At 71.1% G+C, this 18,926-nt stretch carries 19 protein-coding genes and 1 pseudogene; 11 read left to right on the top strand and 9 right to left on the bottom strand.

Going from position 1 to position 18,926, the window contains the following annotated elements; translation table 11 throughout:
• Positions 1-13 precede the first annotated feature (13 nt).
• From POF73_RS31305 to POF73_RS31295, 4 genes are read left to right on the top strand one after another with little or no spacing between them, the layout of a single operon-like run.
• The gene (locus tag POF73_RS31305; RefSeq protein ID WP_272122302.1) at positions 14-1,084 is read left to right on the top strand and encodes an ABC transporter substrate-binding protein; all 1,071 of its coding nucleotides are present in this window, start codon (positions 14-16) and stop codon (positions 1,082-1,084) included.
• Between the two features lie 41 nt (positions 1,085-1,125).
• Positions 1,126-2,115 (top strand): FecCD family ABC transporter permease, encoded by a 990-nt coding sequence (locus tag POF73_RS31300; protein ID WP_272122244.1) that lies wholly within the window; start codon positions 1,126-1,128, stop codon positions 2,113-2,115.
• Positions 2,112-2,282, top strand: coding sequence for a pentapeptide repeat-containing protein (locus tag POF73_RS46340; protein ID WP_443049666.1), 171 nt, complete (start codon positions 2,112-2,114; stop codon positions 2,280-2,282). Before POF73_RS31300 ends, POF73_RS46340 begins: the two co-directional genes overlap by 4 nt.
• Positions 2,272-3,552, top strand: coding sequence for an iron chelate uptake ABC transporter family permease subunit (locus POF73_RS31295; RefSeq protein ID WP_443049665.1), 1,281 nt, complete (start codon positions 2,272-2,274; stop codon positions 3,550-3,552). The genes POF73_RS46340 and POF73_RS31295 overlap by 11 nt, the downstream gene beginning before the upstream one ends.
• Positions 3,553-3,670: 118 nt before the next feature.
• On the opposite strand, the gene POF73_RS31290 is transcribed toward POF73_RS31295, so the two are convergent.
• Positions 3,671-4,711, bottom strand: a complete 1,041-nt coding sequence (locus tag POF73_RS31290; RefSeq protein WP_272122239.1) for an NAD(P)-dependent alcohol dehydrogenase — start codon at positions 4,709-4,711, stop codon at positions 3,671-3,673.
• A gap of 174 nt (positions 4,712-4,885) precedes the next feature.
• Between POF73_RS31290 and POF73_RS31285 the strand changes: the two genes are divergently transcribed.
• From POF73_RS31285 to msrA (POF73_RS31270), 4 genes are all read left to right on the top strand, one after another.
• Positions 4,886-5,815, top strand: a complete 930-nt coding sequence (locus POF73_RS31285) for a helix-turn-helix domain-containing protein (RefSeq protein ID WP_272122237.1) — start codon at positions 4,886-4,888, stop codon at positions 5,813-5,815.
• 145 nt (positions 5,816-5,960) lie between these two features.
• Positions 5,961-6,380 (top strand): YciI family protein, encoded by a 420-nt coding sequence (locus tag POF73_RS31280; RefSeq protein ID WP_272122235.1) that lies wholly within the window; start codon positions 5,961-5,963, stop codon positions 6,378-6,380.
• Between the two features lie 5 nt (positions 6,381-6,385).
• Positions 6,386-7,531 carry an RNA polymerase sigma factor gene (locus POF73_RS31275; RefSeq protein ID WP_272122300.1) on the top strand — a complete coding sequence of 382 codons (1,146 nt, stop codon included), beginning with the start codon at positions 6,386-6,388 and terminating at the stop codon, positions 7,529-7,531.
• A 142-nt stretch (positions 7,532-7,673) separates the two neighbouring features.
• Positions 7,674-8,186, top strand: a complete 513-nt coding sequence (gene msrA / locus POF73_RS31270) for a peptide-methionine (S)-S-oxide reductase MsrA (protein ID WP_272122233.1) — start codon at positions 7,674-7,676, stop codon at positions 8,184-8,186.
• Between the two features lie 24 nt (positions 8,187-8,210).
• Here the strand turns inward: msrA (POF73_RS31270) and POF73_RS31265 are convergent, their stop codons facing one another.
• Both POF73_RS31265 and POF73_RS31260 read right to left on the bottom strand, forming a co-directional pair.
• Positions 8,211-9,215 (bottom strand): MerR family transcriptional regulator, encoded by a 1,005-nt coding sequence (locus tag POF73_RS31265; protein ID WP_272122231.1) that lies wholly within the window; start codon positions 9,213-9,215, stop codon positions 8,211-8,213.
• 4 nt (positions 9,216-9,219) lie between these two features.
• Complete coding sequence (locus POF73_RS31260) at positions 9,220-9,891, bottom strand: HEAT repeat domain-containing protein (RefSeq protein ID WP_272122229.1); 672 nt, start codon at positions 9,889-9,891, stop codon at positions 9,220-9,222.
• A gap of 539 nt (positions 9,892-10,430) precedes the next feature.
• On the opposite strand from POF73_RS31260, the gene POF73_RS31255 reads away from it, so the two are divergent.
• Both POF73_RS31255 and POF73_RS31250 read left to right on the top strand, forming a co-directional pair.
• Positions 10,431-11,036, top strand: coding sequence for a hypothetical protein (locus POF73_RS31255; RefSeq protein ID WP_272122226.1), 606 nt, complete (start codon positions 10,431-10,433; stop codon positions 11,034-11,036).
• A gap of 134 nt (positions 11,037-11,170) precedes the next feature.
• Positions 11,171-11,593 (top strand): annotated as a pseudogene (locus POF73_RS31250) (hypothetical protein).
• An 81-nt stretch (positions 11,594-11,674) separates the two neighbouring features.
• On the opposite strand, the gene msrA (POF73_RS31245) reads toward POF73_RS31250, so the two are convergent.
• The 4 genes from msrA (POF73_RS31245) to POF73_RS31230 all read right to left on the bottom strand — a co-directional run bounded on the left by msrA (POF73_RS31245) (position 11,675) and on the right by POF73_RS31230 (position 16,683).
• Positions 11,675-12,388, bottom strand: a complete 714-nt coding sequence (gene msrA / locus POF73_RS31245; RefSeq protein WP_272122297.1) for a peptide-methionine (S)-S-oxide reductase MsrA — start codon at positions 12,386-12,388, stop codon at positions 11,675-11,677.
• A 124-nt stretch (positions 12,389-12,512) separates the two neighbouring features.
• Entirely contained in the window at positions 12,513-13,634 is a 1,122-nt protein-coding gene (locus POF73_RS31240) for a hypothetical protein (protein WP_272122222.1), read from the bottom strand.
• Positions 13,635-13,767: 133 nt separating this feature from the next.
• Positions 13,768-15,366 carry a M48 family metallopeptidase gene (locus POF73_RS31235; protein WP_272122220.1) on the bottom strand — a complete coding sequence of 533 codons (1,599 nt, stop codon included), beginning with the start codon at positions 15,364-15,366 and terminating at the stop codon, positions 13,768-13,770.
• Between the two features lie 198 nt (positions 15,367-15,564).
• Positions 15,565-16,683, bottom strand: a complete 1,119-nt coding sequence (locus tag POF73_RS31230) for a hypothetical protein (RefSeq protein ID WP_272122218.1) — start codon at positions 16,681-16,683, stop codon at positions 15,565-15,567.
• A 180-nt stretch (positions 16,684-16,863) separates the two neighbouring features.
• On the opposite strand from POF73_RS31230, the gene POF73_RS31225 reads away from it, so the two are divergent.
• Entirely contained in the window at positions 16,864-18,018 is a 1,155-nt protein-coding gene (locus POF73_RS31225; protein ID WP_272122216.1) for a cystathionine gamma-synthase, read from the top strand.
• Between the two features lie 49 nt (positions 18,019-18,067).
• Here POF73_RS31225 and POF73_RS31220 read toward each other — a convergent pair whose 3' ends face one another.
• On the bottom strand, positions 18,068-18,316 hold the full coding sequence (locus POF73_RS31220) for a hypothetical protein (protein WP_272122213.1): 249 nt from the start codon (positions 18,314-18,316) through the stop codon (positions 18,068-18,070).
• Positions 18,313-18,825: a sigma factor-like helix-turn-helix DNA-binding protein gene (locus POF73_RS31215; protein WP_272122211.1), complete on the bottom strand. Its 513-nt coding sequence runs from the start codon at positions 18,823-18,825 to the stop codon at positions 18,313-18,315. The genes POF73_RS31220 and POF73_RS31215 overlap by 4 nt, the downstream gene beginning before the upstream one ends.
• Positions 18,826-18,926 lie beyond the last annotated feature (101 nt).

Here is an 18,926-nt window from a genome sequence, read left to right as displayed (position 1 = left end):
TGTGGGAGTCGTGGTGCGAGCAGTCGGATTGAAGGCCGTCCTGGCCACGGTCGCCGTCGGAGGGCTGCTCGTCGGCTGTGCGTCCGCGTCGGACGGCAGTGGCAGTGGCAGTGGCAGCGGCGGCGGGAAAGGGGAGGGCTCGCGCAGCCAGGTGATCGGTTCCGCCGACGGCCAGGGGCCCTCCGCCGCGCCCAGCGCCCTCGCCGACGGCATGGGTGCCGACACCGACAAGGACGGCGCCTTCCCGCGCACCGTCAAGCACTTCCAGGGCACTACGACCCTCAGGGCCGAGCCGGAGAAGATAGCCGTCCTCAGCACCGGACAGCTCGACGACCTGCTCTCCCTCGGTATCGTCCCCACGGCCACCACCCGCGCCGACAACGCCGGACTCGTACCGGACTACCTCGCCGACGCCTTCCCCGAGGACAAGGCACGGCTCGCCGCGATGACCGACGCGGGCACCCGACAGGCGCCCAACCTGGAGTCGCTGGCCGCCGCCAAGCCCGACCTGATCCTCGCCAACGACTCCCTCGGCGACCTCTGTCCCAAGCTGTCGAAGATCGCGCCCACCGTGATCACCGCGGGCAACGGCGTCAACTGGAAGCGCGACCTGCTGCTCGTCGGCGAGGCCGTCGGCAAGGGGCAGCGGGCACAGGGGCTGCTCGACGACATCGTTGCCGAGGCCCGGAAGAAGGGGCAGGGGGTGGCAGGGGACCCCGCCGTCTCCATGGTGCGGTTCACACCGGACCGGACCCGGATGTTCGGGGTCTCGTCCTTCACCGGGTCCATCGCCGTGGACATGGGACTGAAGCGGCCCGAGTCGCAGCGGTTCAACGCCATTTCCGAGGACGTCGGCCCCGAGAGCATCGACACCGCCGACGGTGACTGGATCTTCTACTCCGTGCAGGGTGACGCGGCGAAGACGGATGCCGCGAAGCTGGTGGCCGGGCCGCTGTGGCAGTCGATGAAGGCGGTCGAGGCCGGGCACGCGGTCAAGGTGGACGACGACCCCTGGTACCTCAACGCCGGTCCCACCGCCGCCCGGCTGGTCATCGGACAGCTCGCCGAGCACGTCGGCAAGTGAGCGCTCCGAGCCAAGAGCGCTCCGAGTCGCGTACGACGACGATGAGTTCCCCTCTGGCCTTTCCGGCCGCCGTTCTCGCGGTGGCCGTCGCGGCCCTGCTCAGCCTCGCCGTCGGCACCCGGGCCGTGCCGCCGTCCGCCGTGCTCGACGCCCTGCTGCACGGCGGGGGTTCGCCGGACGCGCTGGTCGTACGGTCCCTGCGGCTGCCGCGCACCGAGGTGGGGCTGGCGGCCGGTGCCGCGCTCGGCACGGCCGGGGCCGCACTGCAGGCCGTCACCCGCAACCCGCTCGCCGACCCCGGCATCCTCGGACTCAGCCAGGGGGCCGCGGCGGGCGTCGTCCTCGCCATCGCCCTCGGGCTCGGACACGGCTTCGGAGGGTACGTCTGGTACGCCTTCGCCGGCGCCGTCGTCGCCGCGTGCCTGGTGTACGGGATCGCGGCGCGCGGGCGGGGCGGGGCGTCGCCGGTGAAGCTGGCGCTCGCGGGGACCGCGCTGTCGGCGATGACGGCCGGCGGCACGACCGTGGTCCTTACCTCCAGCTCGGCCACGCTCGACCAGTTCCGGTTCTGGCAGGTGGGGGCGCTGAGCGGGCGGGATGCCGGGACGGTCGTACGGATGCTGCCGTTCCTCGTGGGCGGGGCGGTACTGGTGCTGGCCTGTGCGCGAGGGCTGGACGCGTTGGCGCTGGGCGACGAGACGGCGTGGGCGCTGGGGCATCGGGTGGCTGTCGTACGGGGGTGCGCGGCCCTCGGGGCGACCCTGCTGACCGCTGCCGCGGTCGCCGCGGCGGGCCCGATCGCCTTCGTGGGGCTGGCGGTGCCCCATCTCGCCCGGCGGCTGCTGCGGCGGGGCGGGTACGGGGCGGTGCTGCCGCTGTCCGCGCTGCTGGGGGCCGCGCTGTTGACGGCAGCCGATGTGGCGGGTCGGGTCGTGCGCGCTCCGGCGGAGGTGCCGGCGGGTGTCATGACGGCGCTGGTGGGGGTGCCGGTGCTGGTTCTGCTGGTACGGCGGAGAGGGGCGGTCTCTTGACGGGCGGGCGGCCGAGGGGCGCGTCGCTGGAGGGCGCGCGGCTGAAGAGGGCTCGGCTGAGGGGCGTGCGATTGCGGGGCGCTCGGCCGAGGGGCGCGCGGCTCAAAGGCTCGTGGCTGAAGGAGACGGCTCGGCTGGGCGGCGTGCGGCTTAGGGGTGTCCGGTGAAGGGGGTGTCGCTGAAAGGTGCGCGACTGAACGGCGCTCGGCTGGGCGGCGTGCGGGTGAGGGGTGTCCGGTGAAGGGGGCGTCGCTGAAAGGCGCGCGACTGAACGGCGCTCGGCTGAAGGGTGCTGGGCTGAAGGGTGCGCGGTTGAAGTGCGCTTGGTTGGACGGCGCTCGGCTGAAGGGCGCTCGGCTGGAGCGCGCTCGGCGTCGCTGTGCGGGCCCGGTTGGTGGTGGTCCGGCGTCTGGGCTTGTCCTGCTCCGGCCCCACCCCCGCGTCTCCCTCCTCCTGCACCGCCGTTCCGTCGCCGTAGCCCTGGTCCTTCTCGCGGTTCTCGTCGGGGTCATGGTGGCCTCGGCCTGCATGGGCCAGACCTACCTCTCACCCCCCGAGCTCTGGCGCACCCTGCGCACCGGCTCCGGCCCCCACGACCTCGTCGTCAACGAGCTGCGCGTCCCCCGTATCGCCCTCGGGGTCATGGTGGGCGCCGCGCTCGGGCTGGCCGGGGCGCTGGTGCAGACCGTCACCCGGAACCCGCTGGCCAGTCCCGATGTCATCGGCGTCGGGCATGGCGCGGCCGCCGCGACCGTGCTCGCGCTCGCGACCGGCGTCGTGAGTTCGCCGGGTGCCGTACCGGTCGTCTCCGTCCTCGGGGGACTCGGCGCGGCCGGGCTCGTATACGCGCTCGCCTGGCGGCACGGCATGCAGCCGAGCCGTTTCGTGCTCACCGGCGTCGGCATCGGGGTCGCGCTCTCCGCCGTGGTGCAGCTCTATCTCACCGACAGCGAGCTGGAGGCCGCCGAGCAGGTCAAGCTGTGGCTGACCGGGAGCCTCAACGGGCGTGGCTGGGCGCAGGCCGGGCCCCTGGCCGCCGTACTGGCTCTCTGCCTGCCGGGCCTGGCGTGGGCGAGCCGAGCCATGCGGCCGCTCGGGCTCGACCCGGACACGGCGGCCGGGCTGGGCGTACGGGTCGACCGGGCGCGGCTCGGGCTCACCGTGCTCGGCGTCGTCCTCGCCGCCACGGCGACCGGGGCCGCGGGGCCGATCGGGTTCGTGGCGCTGACCGCGCCGCAGCTGGCCCGCCGACTCACCCGTACGCCCCAACTCCCGCTCCTCAACGCCGCGTTGACCGGCGCGACCGTCCTGACCGCCGCCGATCTCGCCGCCCGTACCCTGCTGCCCCCGCTGGAGATCCCGGTCGGCGCGCTCACCGCACTCGTCGGCGGACCGTATCTGCTGTGGCTGCTGGGGCGTCGTACGGCGACACGCTGAGAGCCCCGGAGCGGTGCGGCTCCGGGGCCCTCGGTCTTCAGGGGCGGCTCAGGCCATCGGCGTCAGCAGTCGCCGCAGCGGATCGGCAGCCGCCCTGCCGTAGCGGATCGGCGTCGTATCAGATCGTCGCCGTGTCGATCACGAACCGGTACCGCACATCGCTGCTGAGCACCCGCTCGTACGCCTCGTTGATCTGGTCCGCGCTGATCAGCTCGATCTCGGCGCCGAAGCCGTGCTCCGCGCAGAAGTCGAGCATCTCCTGGGTCTCCTGGATGCCGCCGATGCCGGAGCCGGCGAGGGTCTTGCGGCCGCCGATCACGGAGAAGAGGTTCAGGGCGACGGGCTCCTCGGGGGCGCCGACGTTCACGAAGGCGCCGTCCGTCTTGAGGAGGGACAGGAACCGGTCCAGGTTCAGCGGGGCCGAGACCGTGGAGAGGATCAGGTCGAAGGTGCCCTGCAGCTCCTTGAAGGTGTTCTCGTCGCTGGTCGCGTAGTAGTGGTCGGCGCCCAGCTTCAGACCGTCCTCCTGCTTGCGCAGGGACTGCGAGAGGACCGTCACCTCGGCGCCCAGCGCGTGCGCGATCTTCACGCCCATGTGGCCGAGGCCGCCCATGCCGAGGATCGCGACCTTCTTGCCCGGGCCGGCGTTCCAGTGCCGGAGGGGGGAGTAGGTGGTGATGCCGGCGCACAGCAGCGGCGCGGCGACGTCCAGGGACAGACCGTCGGGGATGCGGACGACGAAGTTCTCGTCGACGACGATCTTCTCCGAGTAGCCGCCGTAGGTCACCTCGCCGTCCTTGCCGACGGAGTTGTACGTGCCGACGTTGCCGCCGGTGCAGTACTGCTCCAGGCCGGCCTTGCAGTTCTCGCACTCACGGCACGAGTCGACCAGGCAGCCGACGCCCACCCGGTCGCCGACCTGGTACTTCGTCACGCCGGGGCCGACCTCGGAGACGATGCCCGCGATCTCGTGACCGGGGACCATCGGGAAGGTCGCCTCGCCCCAGCCCTCGCGGGCCTGGTGGATGTCGGAGTGGCAGATACCGGCGAACTTGATGTCGATCAGGACGTCGAACTCGCCGACCTCACGGCGCTCGATGGTGGTGCGCTCCAGCGGAGCCTTGGACGCGGGTGCTGCGTATGCGGCGACGGTGGTCATGCCGGGGGTCTCCTAGCGGGGTCGCGCGCCCGGCTGCCTTCTGATCCGTCCGGGCACGGCGTCCAGCCTGCCGGAGCGCGAGGGAGTCACCCAGACCTCGGTTGTACGTACGTCTGCCGGTCCTACCACTGGCGGGGTCAGGATCATGGGCGTACGACCGGGAATACTTGAGGCATGGATGAAAAGCCCGAATCCCCGACAGGACCGGCCGCCGAGACCGCGGCGGGCCTGGACCGGCGTGCCGAGCTCAGCGAGTTCCTGCGCACCCGGCGGGCCCGGCTGAAGCCCGAGGACGTCGGACTGCCGGACTTCGGGCGGCACCGCAGGGTGCCGGGTCTGCGGCGCGAGGAGCTGGCGCAGCTGGCCGGGGTGTCCGTGGCGTACTACACACGCCTGGAGCAGGGCAACGGGCGCAACGTCTCGGCGGAGGTCCTCGACGCGATCGCCCGTGCGCTGCGGCTCACCGACGCCGAGCACGCGCACCTCACGCACCTCGCCAAGCCCAAGCAGCACAAGAAGAAGCCGGCCGCCCGGACGGAGCAGGTGCGGCCGGTGCTGCGGCAGCTGCTGGACTCGATCGAAGGGGTGCCCGCGTACATCTCCGGCCGGCGGGCGGACATCCTCGCCTGGAACCGGATGGCGGCGGCCGTCTTCGGCGACTGGTCGGAGCTGCCGGTGCAGGAGCGGAACTGGGCGCGGCTGGTGTTCCTGAAGCCCGAGTACCGCGATCTGTTCGTGGAGTGGGACCAGAAGGCGTCCGACATGGTCAGCTATCTGCGCATGGACGCCGGCTGCCATCCGGACGACCCGCGGCTGTCCGCCCTGGTCGGCGAACTCTCCGTCAAGAGCGAGGAGTTCCGGAGGCTGTGGGCCACGCACGACGTCAAGGAGAAGAGCTTCGGCGTCAAGCACATCCGGCACCCCCTCGTCGGCGAACTGACCCTGAACTTCGAGTCGTTCCGTCTGTCCGACGGCACCGAGCAGAGCCTGATCACCTACCACGCGGAGCCGGGGTCACCGTCCGCGGAGGCGTTGCGGCTGCTGGCGAGCTGGGGGGCGGACGCGACCAAGGCGGGGTCGGGGACGGGGACTTCGGCGCCGTAGGCCGGCGGTGCTCCCGGCCATCGCCGACGACGAGGAGAGACCGGCAGGAAATGGTTCGGGCAGCGATGTCGAGAACCCGTGTCCGGCTCCGTCCCCGAGGTGAACGCGACCACAATGGGTCGCACCAGCACCGAGGAGAACCACGATGGCCAAGTACTTGCTGCTGAAGCACTACCGAGGCGCTCCGGCCGCGGTCAACGACGTGCCGATGGACCAGTGGACGCCGGAGGAGATCTCGGCCCACGTGCAGTACATGAACGACTTCGCGGCCCGGCTGGAGCAGACCGGCGAGTTCATCGACAGCCAGGCACTCGCTCCCGAGGGGACGTTCGTGCGGTACGACGGTGAGGGGCGCCCGCCGGTCACCGACGGTCCGTTCGCCGAGACCAAGGACCTCATCGCCGGCTGGATGGTGATCGACGTCGACAGCCACGAGCGCGCCCTGGAACTGGCCGCGGAGCTGTCGGCCGCCCCCGGGGCGGGCGGGAAGCCGATCCACGAGTGGCTGGAGCTGCGCCCGTTCCTGGCCGCCGAGCCCGGCATCACGGAGTGCAGTTTCAAGTGACGCAGATGGACGAGGCCCTGATCAGGAGCCTCACACCGGGCGTGCTCGGTGTCGTCATCCGCCGCGGAGCCGACTTCGCGGCGGCCGAGGACGCCGTGCAGGACGCGCTGGTCGAGGCCGTCCGTGTCTGGCCCGCCGACCCGCCACGGGACGCGAAGGGCTGGCTGGTCACCGTGGCCTGGCGCAAGTTCCTGGACGCGACCCGCGCGGACACCGCCCGCCGCCGACGCGAGGACCTGGTGGACGAGGAACCACCACCCGGTCCCGCGTCACAGGTGGACGACACGCTCCAGCTCTACTTCCTCTGCGCCCACCCCTCGCTGACACCCTCGTCGGCGGTCGCGCTCACGCTCCGCGCCGTCGGCGGCCTCACCACCCGCCAGATCGCCCAGGCCTACCTGGTCCCCGAGGCGACCATGGCGCAGCGGATCAGCCGGGCCAAGCGCACGGTCTCCGGCGTACGGTTCGACCAGCCCGGCGACGTCGCCACCGTGCTGCGCGTCCTCTACCTGGTCTTCAACGAGGGCTACTCCGGCGACATCGACCTCACCGCCGAGGCGATCCGGCTCACCCGGCAGCTGGCGGCCGCGATCGACCACCCCGAGGTCGCCGGGCTGCTCGCCCTCATGCTGCTCCACCACGCCCGACGCGCCGCCCGGACCGCGCCCGACGGCAGCCTGGTGCCGCTCGCCGAGCAGGACCGCCGCCGCTGGGACACCGCGCTGATCGCGGAGGGCGTCGAGATCCTGCAGGCGGCCCTCGCCCGCGACCGGCTGGGCGAGTACCAGGCGCAGGCCGCCATCGCCGCCCTGCACGCGGACGCGCCGACCGCCGACGAGACGGACTGGGTGCAGATCGTCGAGTGGTACGACGAACTGGTACGCGTGACCGACAGCCCGGTCGCCCGCCTCAACCGCGCGGTCGCCGTGGGCGAGGCCGACGGCCCACGCGCCGGCCTGACGGCCCTCGCCGCCCTGGACCCGTCCCTGCCCCGTCACACCGCGGTCGCGGCCTACCTCCACGAACGCGACGGCGACCTCACGACAGCGGCCCGCCTCTACGCCGAGGCGGCCCAACAGGCCCCCAACCTCGCCGAACGAGCCCACCTGACCCGCCAGGCCGCCCGCCTCAACACCGCCCGCCCTCGCTGACACCCGACGACCCGCACCGGTTCTTGTCCGGGCACGGAATCGCCTGGAACCCTCGCGCGTTGAAACAGGGCGGGCATGGGACGCCGACGGTGTGCGAGCAGAGCAGCCCGAGTGACCGAGCTGACAGATATGGAGAGCCACGATGGCTGCGCAGACGCAGAGGGCCGTACTGGCGGGCGGGTGCTTCTGGGGGATGGAGGAGCTGATCCGCCGACTTCCGGGCGTGACGGCGACCCGGGTGGGATACACCGGGGGTGACGTGCCGAACGCGACGTACCGTAACCACGGCACGCATGCGGAGGCCATTGAGATCATTTTCGACCCTGCGAAGACCGACTTCCGCGCGATCCTGGAGTTCTTCTTCCAGATTCACGACCCGAGCACAAAGAACCGCCAAGGCAACGACATCGGCCTCAGCTACCGCTCGGCGATCTACTACGTGGATGACGAGCAGAAGCGGATCGCCGAGGACACGATCGCTGATGTGGACGCCTCCGGCCTGTGGCCGGGCAAGGTCGTCACCGAGGTGGAGCCGGTGGGCCCGTTCTGGGAGGCCGAGCCCGAGCATCAGGATTACCTGCAGCGTTACCCGGACGGCTACACCTGCCACTTCCCCCGCCCGGGATGGCGGCTGCCCACCCGCGCCGAGGACTGACCGCGAGGCGGCCGAAGGGATCCGTCACCCTGCGTGGCGCAGCCGAAGAAGGTACGCCGCGGTCAGCGCAACGGCACGGTCTCCGTCACACGACAGCTCTACGAGGGCAGCTGACGCCGTGGTCCCCGCGATGTCCGCCAGCGCCTGCGTCAGCCGGACGCGTGCAGGCGCCGGCGTGGTGTCGTGGGCGAGGCGGTCGATGAGCCTGGTGGCGATCCGGTCCGCCGTCGCGGTGTCGCTCGTCAGCATGCTCAGTGCATCGGCTGCGTCGGTGTCGTTCCTTCCCTCCACGATCATGTCGACGAGCGTCGGGACTGCGTCGGCCACTCCCCGTGTCCCGAGGGCCAGAGCCGCATGCCCGCGGACCACGAAGTCGGGGTTCGCGAGGGCAACGCGCAGCCGGGCGGTGGCCTCAGCACCGGGCATCTCGGCGAGGGACCGGACGGCACGCTCCCGCACCGCGGCCACCGGTGAGCCGAGCCCCTCCGCCAGCAGTGCCGTGCCGCCGTCGCCCGATCGGGCCAGCGCCCATCGAAGGGCTCCGGCGACGTTCGGCTCCGTCTCGCGCAATACCGCCTCGACCAGGGCCTCCACCGGCACCGGAACCTCGTCGACCAGGGAAAGGGCGGCGCGCTGGCGCGCGGCAGCGCTCTTCGACCCCAGCGCCCGCAGGAACGCAACGACCTGGAGGACGTCCTCCCAGTCGGCGGGTTCCGCGGCGTCGATCCGACGGAGCCGCGTGAGCAACTCGGTCTCGGCCGCGATGCGTTCGCGCGTCTGATGGATGAGGTCGGCGACGAGCGCCGAGGGCTCGAAGCCGGGATCGTCGAGTGCCCGCCCTATCTCACGCAGCGACAGCCCCAGCGAGCGCAGGCTCTCGACATGGAAGATCCGCCGTATGTCGTCGTCGGAGTACTCCCGATAGCCGGAGCCCGTACGACCCGAAGGCTGCACCAGGCCGAGCGACTCGTAATGCCTGAGCATGCGGGCACTGACCCCGGACCGTCGCGCCACTTCACCGATCAGCACCTGCCTATCGTCCCTCCGGGCCGGACCCGTCGAGGACCACGACGCGTTTCGCCTCCTCGATCGCCAACTCGAATCCGGCGTCGGGGTCGCGCAGCAGCCGTTCCGTGGCGTGTGCGTGGGCGCGCACACGCAGGTCGGGGGCCGTCGTCGCAGCACGCAGAGCCGGCAGACCGACCTCACCCAGCGCGGCCAGCGCCAGACTGAGACTCAGCTGCGTCTCCCGCTCACCGCGCCCGAGCTGCGTCGCCAGCACCGCCGCCAACCCGGGCTCCTCGCCCTCCGGCACGAGCACGACCGCGGCCCGCCAGGCGCTCCGAGCCACCTCGTCGTCGACGTCGGTCAGGAGCGCCCGTGTGATCGCCGGCCACGCCTGCCGGTCGCCGATCTTGGACAGTGTGTGCAGAGCCTGGCTCCGTGCCTGCGCACGCTCCGAGCGGACTTCGCGGAGCAGCTTCGGGAGCGTCATGGACACCGGATGGCAGGTGAGCGCCCAGGTCAGCATGGAGCGGACGAAGAACTCGGGCTCGATCGCGCATCGCTCGATGAGCTTGTCGACGAAGCGCGGCTCCGGCGCGCTGCCGACCGCCAGAGCCGCCCGCAGCCGCACGGACGAACGGCCGTCCGCCAGGCCATGGAGCACTCGTATCGCAAGGGTGTGCTGTCTCGTCACGGTCATCGGGACCACCTCCTTGAAGGCAGTGAAGTCCTTCTCACCGTGTCAAGGTCAAAGCCTCACCGGCCTCTGTCGAGTCCGCTGCCCGTCCCTCGGCCGACGCCACACCGATCGGGCAGGACACCCCGGTGCCGCCGAGCCTGTTGTCGCATGTGACTCTGCTCTGCCAGTGCTCGGGCGTATGTCGCCCAGCGCCCTGCCGGCATGCTCGTCCTTGGAGGTTTCACACCGTGCCCCGAAAGCTTCCCCCGCCACTGTTCGACATAGCGGAGCTGATACCGGAGTTCGCAGGCTTCGCCAAGGAGACGATCTTGCTGTATCCGAGGAGCGGGGAGCCCGGCGTTCGTGACAGTTCCATGGGCGGTCCCTTGCTCTGGCCGGCTGACGAACCATGGCCGTACTGTGCGCAGGCTGGGCATTGGGCCTACGGCACCGGCAGCGCCCTCTGGGAGCAGTCAAAGCCCGGTGCGGTGCCCATGGTGCCGGTGATCCAGCTCTTCGCCCGTGACGTTCCCTGGTTGGATTTTCCTCAGGGAACGGATGTGGTGCAGTTGCTCTGGTGTGCCCTCATCCATGAGGAGGATCTTGCCGGAGCGGTACTGCCGAAGCTGTTCTGGCGCAACGAGGCCCAGATGGTTGCGGCGGGGTTGCTGCGCGACGTCCCCGCGCCCGGCGAGGGTGAGTACGACGATGACCTCGTTCCTCGTCCCTGCACGGTCTGTCCCACTCCCGCGATCGAGTACCCGGGCTATGACCTCCCCGATGAGCTGCTGACGGCCCTGCGCCCCCGCCTCGAAGAACTCCAGGACCGGTACGGGTTCTGGTACACGGAGACGGCGAGTGCTCTGCAGAACAAGGTGGGTGGATATCCGGCCTGGACTCAGAGCCCCGACTGGCCGCACTGCGGCCGGGGCCACCGCATGGAGCACCTGTTCAGCATTACGGGCGAGCCGGCCTATGGACGTTGGCTCCCGCTGGATGAGCACGAACCCGGAACGACACAACCGACGTGGGACGCTCCAGCGGCCCAGGCGGTCTTCGACGCCATCGGGCCGGAACTGGAGATCGGGGACGCAGGGGGCCTGTACGTCTTCCTCTGCCGTCAGTGCCCCGATCTCCCGCATGCGCACCGCTACGACTGCCACTGACCGAGAGAAGCGGTTCCGATGCCGTGAGCACACCCACGTCATGATCATCACTCAGGGCGGCCCAATGCCGAGACGATCTCTGCGGATACGCTTCTCGGGGGGCAGTCGACAGTGAGTAAAACCCGGGGGAAACCATGAACCGACCACTGCTGTTCCTCGATGTGGACGGGCCGCTCAACCCCTGTGCAGCCAAGCCGGAGTAGCGTCCCGACGGCTACACCACGGCCACCACATGGATGGCCGACGCCAACCGGTGGATCGCACCGGAGCTCGGCCTTCCGGAACTTCCCTTCGTCGACTTCGGTGACGTCTTGCTCCAAGAACGTCCTGACGGAGTCCACTGGAAGACCGGTCCACTGGTGGACTACGCCAACGGCCGTCCTTTCGCCTGGGTGGACGACGAACAGAGCGAGCTGGATCAGACGTACGTAACCGCCCACCATCGCGGGTCGGGGCTGCTGCACCACGTCAACCCGCGGGTGGGCCTACGTGAGGACGACTTCCACCCGCTCGCCGATTTCGCCCGATCCCTGGACACCCCACGAGCCACCGGCTGAACACGTCGCCGACTCTTCAGGTGGCCACGTACTCGGAGCCGCGATCATTGCGGACACCGCTTGGTGGGCGCACTTGCAGACCTACTGTTCTGCAGTATCCGGCGCGGGTGCGACCCCCGTGGGGCACGAGGCGCCCCAGTTCGTCTCGAACGGGGTCCTCAGCTCGACCCCCGTCCCGCCGATGCCGCAGTATCCGGCCGGGTTCTTGTCCAGGTACTGCTGGTGATATCCCTCGGCCGGATAGAAGGTCCTGCCCTCCACCGGAAGGATCTCCGTGGTGATCGTGCCGTAGCCGGAGCCCGTCAGGACCTGCTGGTACGACTTGCGGGAGGTCTCGGCCGTGCGGGCCTGGTCCGGGGTGTGGGTGTAGATCGCCGAGCGGTACTGCGTGCCGACGTCGTTGCCCTGGCGGAAGCCCTGCGTGGGGTCGTGGGACTCCCAGAAGGTCTTCAGAAGGCGTTCGTACGAGATCACGCTCGGGTCGAAGACCACGCGGACGACCTCCGTGTGGCCGGTCAGGCCCGAGCAGACCTCCTCGTAGGCGGGGTTCTCGGTGTGCCCGCCCTGATAGCCGACCAGGGTCGTCCACACGCCCGCCGGAAGCTGCCAGAACTTGCGCTCGGCACCCCAGAAGCAGCCCAGGCCGAAGTCGGCGACCTCCAGGCCCTCGGGGTAGGGGCCGAGAAGGGGGTTGCCGAGGACCGTGTGGCGGTCGGGGACCGTGAAGGCCGGTTCCGGACGGCCCTTCAGCGCCTGCTCGGGGGTGGGCAGGACGGGCGTACGGCCGAAGAGCATGAGGCTTCCTTCCTCGCGGGCCTCGGGAACCTTGCGGACCTCACGGGCCGGGGCGACGGCTGCGGTACGCCGGTGGGGGCACGCCCCCACCGGGCAGCCCGCCCTTCAACGTACGGCCACCACCTCAGATTCCGCCCCGCGCCTTCACCACCTGCGCCGCGCTGTAGTCCCGCTGCTGCACATAGGCCTCGATCTTCGCGTCCCGGCCACCGCGGTACGCCCACGGCACGGCGTCGATGTAACCGTCCACCAGCCGGAACTGCTCGACCGCCGCCTCGTACCTGTCCTGCCAGAACAGCAGGCTGGCCAGCAGATGGCGGATCTGCGCGAGCCGCCAGTCGTCCGGGTTCTCGGCCGCCGCGGCCGCCACGTCGACCAGGGCGGCGTCGACCGCGGCGACGATCTCCGGGCGCTTGTAGAACTCGTCCTGTTCGAGTTCGTCGTGCTGGATCTCGTACTCGAAGTACGCCTCCAGCGGCAGCAGGCTCAGCAACTGGCCCGGCGCCCCCTTCTCCGCCGCGGACCGGGCGAAGGACTGAGCCAGTTCGTGCGAGCCGCGCCACTTCTCGCACCAGTACTGGAGCGCGGAGGTGTGCGCGGCCAGGTGGTGCGGGTCGCGCCTGACGATCTCGGCCCAGATCTCCTCGAACCGCTCGTGCGGGTAGCCCAGGCCCTTGGCCAGCGGTATCTCCACGATGAACGGGCACGGGTCGTCCCCCGCCAGCGCCTGCGCGTGCGCGCACGCCTCACGGGCCTCGTCCAGGATCCGGTGGAAACCGGCGAACTGCTCCCGCGTCGTGTGGTTCGCGGTCGCCGAGCCCCGCACCTCCCAGGCCAGATAGATCAGCGACTCGGCGAGTACCAGCGCCACGTCGGGGTCGTCCTCCGACCGCTCCGCGCGCCACGCCAGCAGCCAGGAGTCGTCCTTGACAGCCTCCGAGGCCAGCACACTGGAGCGCCGGTCGCGCTCCTGCCAGTCCCGCCCTGCCTCGGCCAGGAACTGCGCGGCGGCCTTCCAGTCCCCGCCCCGCACGGCCTCCTTGACGGCCGTGATCCGCGGGTCGGGGGCGTAGGCCCGTTCGGTGTCCAACTGCTCGCCGGGCAGGAAGCCCAGCTCGGCGGCGGCCTTCGGCAGGTCCCGGTTGCGTACGGATCCGCCGGCCCTGTTGGGGGCGGACTTCTTGCGTGTGCGGTACCAGGAGTAGATCGCGAAGAGGATCAGTGCGATCGGGAGGATGTGACTCATGGGGTTTCTGCGTCCTTGAGCGGTGAGTTGTAGGGGGTGAGTAGCGCGGAAGTGTGTAGCGGGGGGGGGAGAGGAGGGGAGAGAGGAGGGGGGCGGCAGGGGTGAGTAGTAGGCGGTGGGAGCAGGCGGCCGGTCAGCTCGCCTGTGCCAGCAGTCGGCGCAGTTCCCGCGTGTCCGGTACGTCCGTCACCGCCGCGTCCAGCGCCTGCTTCAGCTCCTCCTCGTAGCCGTCCGGCAGGCGCAGCCGTGCCGCGTCCGTCCAGGACAGCTCCCAGTGGGCCCGGCCCCGGCGGGCGAGGTCGGCGACGACCATGCGGGAGAGGCGGGCGCGCACCTGGGGGCGCGCGAACTCGCGGGCGGCGCGGCCCGTGGCGGACTGCGCCTCCTGCGACTTGGGGAGCCGGTCGGCCACCTGCCACAGCTTGCCCGCGTCGACGGCGTCCAGGACGGCGGTCAGGGAGCCGTCGCCGCCGTTCACCTCGGTGACGGCCGTGCGCAGCGGCTCGGTGTCCTGGTCGGCGTGCCAGAGCATCGACTCGTTCACCAGCTGGGGCCAGTCGGCGACCCGGCGCAACTGATGTGCCTCGGGGGTGAGCGCGGCCTGTTCCAGCGCCGTGAACGCCTGGGCGGGGTCGGCTAGCAGGGAGAGCGCGGGGCGGGCGCCGGTGAGTGTGCGGCCGTCGTCGGGGAGTTGCTCGATCCGGGCGATGCGCTCGGCGATGGGCGGGTGGGAGTCGTACGGCGACTGCTCCTCCTCCGGCAGCGCCTGCCGCATCTCGTCCAGTTCCTCGGCGCGCCCGGCCAGCAGATGGCGCAGTCCGCCGAAGACCTCGCCGGGTGGCGGCAGCAGTCCGGCGCCGGTGCCGAGGGTGGCGTAGGACTGCATGTAGAAGCCCTGGGCGGCGTCCAGGACGGGTATCTCGCGCAGCGCGGACGCGGTGGCGTCGCGGCCGGCGATGCGTGCGGCGGCCAGGTCGGCGGCGAGCTCCTGGCGGCGGCCCACGCCCTGGGAGGCGCGCAGGTAGAAGGTGCCGTACCAGAGGAACGGCCTGGCGGCGAGACGGTAGCTCAGGCCCGCCGACCCGGCGTCGACCGAGCCCGCCTTCTTGCCCTTGGCGAGCCGCTTGGCGTTCTTCTTCTCCTGCTTGGCCTCCTCCTTGGCGACCTTCTTGCGGGACCGCTCGTGCAGGCTGGCGACGGTGCGCATCACCTGGAGGCGGCCGCGCAGGGTGATCGCGGCGAGGCGGGTGTCGTGGTGCGTGTAGTGCCCGAACTCATGGGCCAGGACGGACCGCAACTGCGGTTCGCTGAGCCCTGCCATCAGCGGCAGCCCGATGTACATGCGGCGCCGTCCGGGCTTGAGGCCGAGGAACGTCGCGTCCTCGGACACGGCCGCGTTGACGTCCGGGGTCAGCAGGATCTCGTCGGGCGCGCGGGTACCCGTCTGCTCGGCCAGTTCCCGTACGGCCGCCCAGAGTTCGGGTTCCTGCCGCTCGGTCACGGACAGGCCCGGCAGCGGCTCGTCCTTGGGCGTGCGCAGCGCGAACATGCCCTGCACGATGGGGATCGCCAGCAGCGCGCTGACGATCCACACCTTGGCGGTGACACCGCCGACACCGCCCTTGGCGACGGCCCAGTCGACGGCGACGAGCGCGCCGAGCATCACGAAACCGAGCAGATAGAACCCGGCGAGCAGGACGAGAGCGCGCACCGCGCGCAGAGTTGCCCCCATTTTGGGCAAGTCCCCCCACTAGAAATGGACATGACGAACTCGTGTGGGGGGAAGCGGAGTATGCCTCAGCGCAGGTCGGTGCGGCAACGCGGATTCTGGTCCGGGGGCGTGTACGCGGTTCAGCGGAGCGTTACGCGGTCGAGCAGGGCGTTACCACGGTTGAGCGGGGCGATCGCGGTGCAGTGGGCGATACGCAGCTCAGTGCGGCAGCGTCGCCGGGCTGCCGCCGTTCGCCTCGTAGCCGGCCACCGCCAGCGCGCGGTACACCGCGAACTCCGCGGCCGGGTCGGCGGACAGGGTCCAGGGGAGGGCGCCGACATGGCCGTCGACGTGTATCAGCTGGTCCATGGCCTCCGCCCAGCGTTCGCCGCGCACCAGGAAGAAGATCAGCAGATGGCGCACATGGGCCAGCATCGGGTCGTCGGGGCGGGCCGCGTGCACCGCGAACAGCGCGCCGTGGATCGCCTTCGTCACGACCTCGCTCCGGTAGAAGCCGCTGACCAGGTTCACCTCGGGCAGGTGCTCGAAGACGGCGAAGAGCGGCATGGCGGCGAGGAGGGAGCCCTGGGGCGCGCGGGCCGCCGCCGCTTCCGCGAACTCGGTGGCCAGCTGGCGGGAGCCGTGCCACTTCTCGCACCAGTAGTGCAGGGCCGCCAGATGTGCGCCCATGTGGGCCGGGGCGCGGTCCAGGATCTTCAGCCAGAGCTGCTCGAACTCCGCCCGCGGGTAGGCCAGTCCACGGGCCACCGACAGCTCGATGATGTACGGGATCGGGTCACCGGGGGCGAGCAGCGCGGCATCGCCGCACGCCGACCTCGCCTCCTCCATGATGATCCGGAACTCGTCCGTGCCCGGCGTCGCCGTGCGCCACGCCTGCTGGACGAGGAACTCCGCGTGTACGGCCGCGCCGCCCGCGTCCTTGGCCTGCTCGGCCCGCCACACCCGCAGCCACTGCCCGCCGGGAGACTCGGCGACCCCGCCCGGCCGCTGCCTCAGCTCCAGCGACGCGGCGCCGGCGAAGGCCTGCACCCGCTGCCAGCGCAGCTCGCCCTCCGCCTCGGTGCCGGCCAGCAGCTGCGAGGCCGCGTGGTAGTCCTGGGTGCGCTGGACCAGGTCCAGGACGTCCAGCAGGTCCTGGTCGGGGCCGGGCATGCGGATGTCCAGCTCCTCCTGCCGTACGAAGCCGTAGTTCGCCGGGTCCGCGGCGTCCGGGTGGCCCGGCGGGACCTGCTCGATCATGCCCCGCCTGCGCCTCATGAACGGCAGTACCACAAAGCCGAGCATCACGAGCGCGATCAGGACCCAGAGAATCTCCATGGCTCCAGCGTTCCAGACGCCGCTGACAAATGGCGAACGAGGTCGGGAGGCTGTGGAGAAAGGGTTCTGTGGGGGGAGGGCTTCCCGGGGCCGGCCCTGGCATCTCAGCCAGTCCGGTCGGCTCGGTCGGCGCATTTGCCCGGCGGCATCCGCTCCGTTCGCGGACTACGCTCGGTTCCCATGAGTGACAGGCACATCAGTCAGCACTTCGAGACGCTCGCCATCCACGCGGGCAACACGGCGGACCCGCTCACCGGCGCGGTCGTCCCGCCCATCTATCAGGTCTCGACCTACAAGCAGGACGGCGTCGGCGGTCTGCGCGGCGGCTACGAGTACAGCCGTAGCGCCAACCCGACCAGGACCGCCCTGGAGGAGAACCTCGCCGCCCTGGAGGGCGGCCGTCGCGGCCTTGCGTTCGCGTCCGGACTGGCGGCCGAGGACTGCCTGTTGCGTACGCTGCTCAGCCCCGGCGACCATGTGGTCATCCCCAATGACGCGTACGGCGGTACGTTCCGCCTCTTCGCGAAGGTCGTGTCCCGGTGGGGGGTGGAGTGGTCGGTCGCCGACACCAGCGATCCGTCCGCGGTACGGGCCGCCATCACCCCGAAGACCAAGGCCGTGTGGGTGGAGACCCCCTCCAACCCGCTGCTCGGCATCACCGACATCGCATCCGTCGCCCAGATCACCCGGGACGCGGGCGCGAAGCTCGTCGTCGACAACACCTTCGCCACGCCGTACCTGCAGCAGCCGCTGTCCCTGGGTGCCGACGTGGTGGTGCACTCCCTGACCAAGTACATGGGCGGCCACTCGGACGTCGTCGGCGGCGCGCTGATCGTCGGTGACGAGGCACTCGGCGAGGAGCTGGCGTTCCACCAGAACGCGATGGGCGCGGTCGCCGGGCCCTTCGACTCCTGGCTGGTGCTGCGCGGCACCAAGACGCTGTCGGTGCGCATGGACCGGCACAGCGAGAACGCCACGAAGATCGCCGACATGCTGACCCGGCACGCGCGCGTGACGAGCGTTCTCTACCCGGGGCTGCCCGACCACCCCGGTCACGAGGTCGCCGCCAAGCAGATGCGGACGTTCGGCGGCATGGTCTCCTTCCGGGTCGCCGGTGGTGAGGAGGCGGCCGTCGAGGTCTGCAACCGCGCCAAGGTGTTCACGCTCGGCGAGTCCCTGGGCGGTGTGGAGTCCCTCATCGAGCACCCGGGGCGTATGACGCACGCGTCCGCGGCCGGCTCGGCCCTGGAGGTACCCGGGGACCTCGTACGCCTCTCCGTGGGCATCGAGAACGTCGACGATCTCCTGGAGGACCTCCAGCAGGCGCTCGGCTAGTCCGGACGGTCCCAGCAGCCGGCCGGTGATCGTCACCGGCCGGCGGTTCTCACCAGCCCGTCAGCGGTGGGGTCGTCTCCGACGGCGGCTCCACCCACGGGCGGGCCATCACCGCCCACACCACGAACGCCACCGTCGCGGCGAACAGCAGCAGCCACATCAGCCGGACGGCGGCCGTCCTGCGGCGCAGCATGCGGCCGCCGCGTCGCACGACCTCCGTGTACAGCTCCGGCGGCACCGGCGGTGGCGTGCCCTCCATGATCCGCCGTGCGGCCGCTTCCCGCTGCGGGCGATTCACGGTGACACCGCCTTCGCTCCCAGTACGGCGGGCGCGGCTCCTCGCGGCGGCTGCAGCAGCGTCGCCGTCGCCCGGTCGCAGATCGCGGTGACGCGCTCCGCCGGCAGGCCGAGCAGGGCCCCGACCTGTTCCTCGGCGACCCCCTCGTACAGGCGGAGGACCAGGATCAGGCGTTCCTGCGGGGAGAGCCGGGCGAGCGGCCCCTCGGGGGGCGGGCGGAACCGGGCGAGGACGCCCAGACCGCCGTACTCGTGCCAGGCGGCCCGGGAGAAGCGAGTGGCCAGGTACTGGCGGGCACGGTCGTACGGGTCCTCACCGCGCAGTCGGTCCCAGCACGCGTACGTGTGCGCGAGGGACAGTGTCAGCAGGCGCCTCGCGCGCGGGTTGTGATCCGGCGGCTCCGCGGTGAGCAGCGTCGCGGCATGCAACAGCCGCCCTGCCGCGCCCGCGACGAACGCCTCGAACTCCCGGGCCCGGCGGGCGTCCTGGGCCGCACGCCGTCGTCCCACCGCCCCTCCCGCCTGAAACGCGCTCTGAGGAACCGGGTCCGGCCAGGTACGTGACACGCCGGTCGTGCACGACAGGAGGACCCGGTTTCATATGAGGCCAG

Source organism: Streptomyces sp. HD (assembly GCF_028369295.1).
In the GTDB taxonomy this organism is placed as follows: domain Bacteria; phylum Actinomycetota; class Actinomycetes; order Streptomycetales; family Streptomycetaceae; genus Streptomyces.
This window is presented reverse-complemented; position numbering and strand designations above follow the sequence as displayed.

Bases quoted from the DNA above. Each gene is read 5' to 3' on its own strand.
- POF73_RS31300 (WP_272122244.1), top strand. From the start codon at position 1,126: ATGAGTTCCCCTCTGGCCTTTCCGGCCGCCGTTCTCGCGGTGGCCGTC.
- POF73_RS31290 (WP_272122239.1), bottom strand. From the start codon at position 4,711: ATGACCACCGTCGCCGCATACGCAGCACCCGCGTCCAAGGCTCCGCTG.
- POF73_RS31285 (WP_272122237.1), top strand. From the start codon at position 4,886: ATGGATGAAAAGCCCGAATCCCCGACAGGACCGGCCGCCGAGACCGCG.
- POF73_RS31280 (WP_272122235.1), top strand. From the start codon at position 5,961: ATGGCCAAGTACTTGCTGCTGAAGCACTACCGAGGCGCTCCGGCCGCG.
- POF73_RS31275 (WP_272122300.1), top strand. From the start codon at position 6,386: ATGGACGAGGCCCTGATCAGGAGCCTCACACCGGGCGTGCTCGGTGTC.
- msrA (WP_272122233.1), top strand. From the start codon at position 7,674: ATGGCTGCGCAGACGCAGAGGGCCGTACTGGCGGGCGGGTGCTTCTGG.
- POF73_RS31260 (WP_272122229.1), bottom strand. From the start codon at position 9,891: ATGACCGTGACGAGACAGCACACCCTTGCGATACGAGTGCTCCATGGC.
- msrA (WP_272122297.1), bottom strand. From the start codon at position 12,388: ATGCTCTTCGGCCGTACGCCCGTCCTGCCCACCCCCGAGCAGGCGCTG.
- POF73_RS31240 (WP_272122222.1), bottom strand. From the start codon at position 13,634: ATGAGTCACATCCTCCCGATCGCACTGATCCTCTTCGCGATCTACTCC.
- POF73_RS31235 (WP_272122220.1), bottom strand. From the start codon at position 15,366: ATGGGGGCAACTCTGCGCGCGGTGCGCGCTCTCGTCCTGCTCGCCGGG.
- POF73_RS31230 (WP_272122218.1), bottom strand. From the start codon at position 16,683: ATGGAGATTCTCTGGGTCCTGATCGCGCTCGTGATGCTCGGCTTTGTG.
- POF73_RS31225 (WP_272122216.1), top strand. From the start codon at position 16,864: ATGAGTGACAGGCACATCAGTCAGCACTTCGAGACGCTCGCCATCCAC.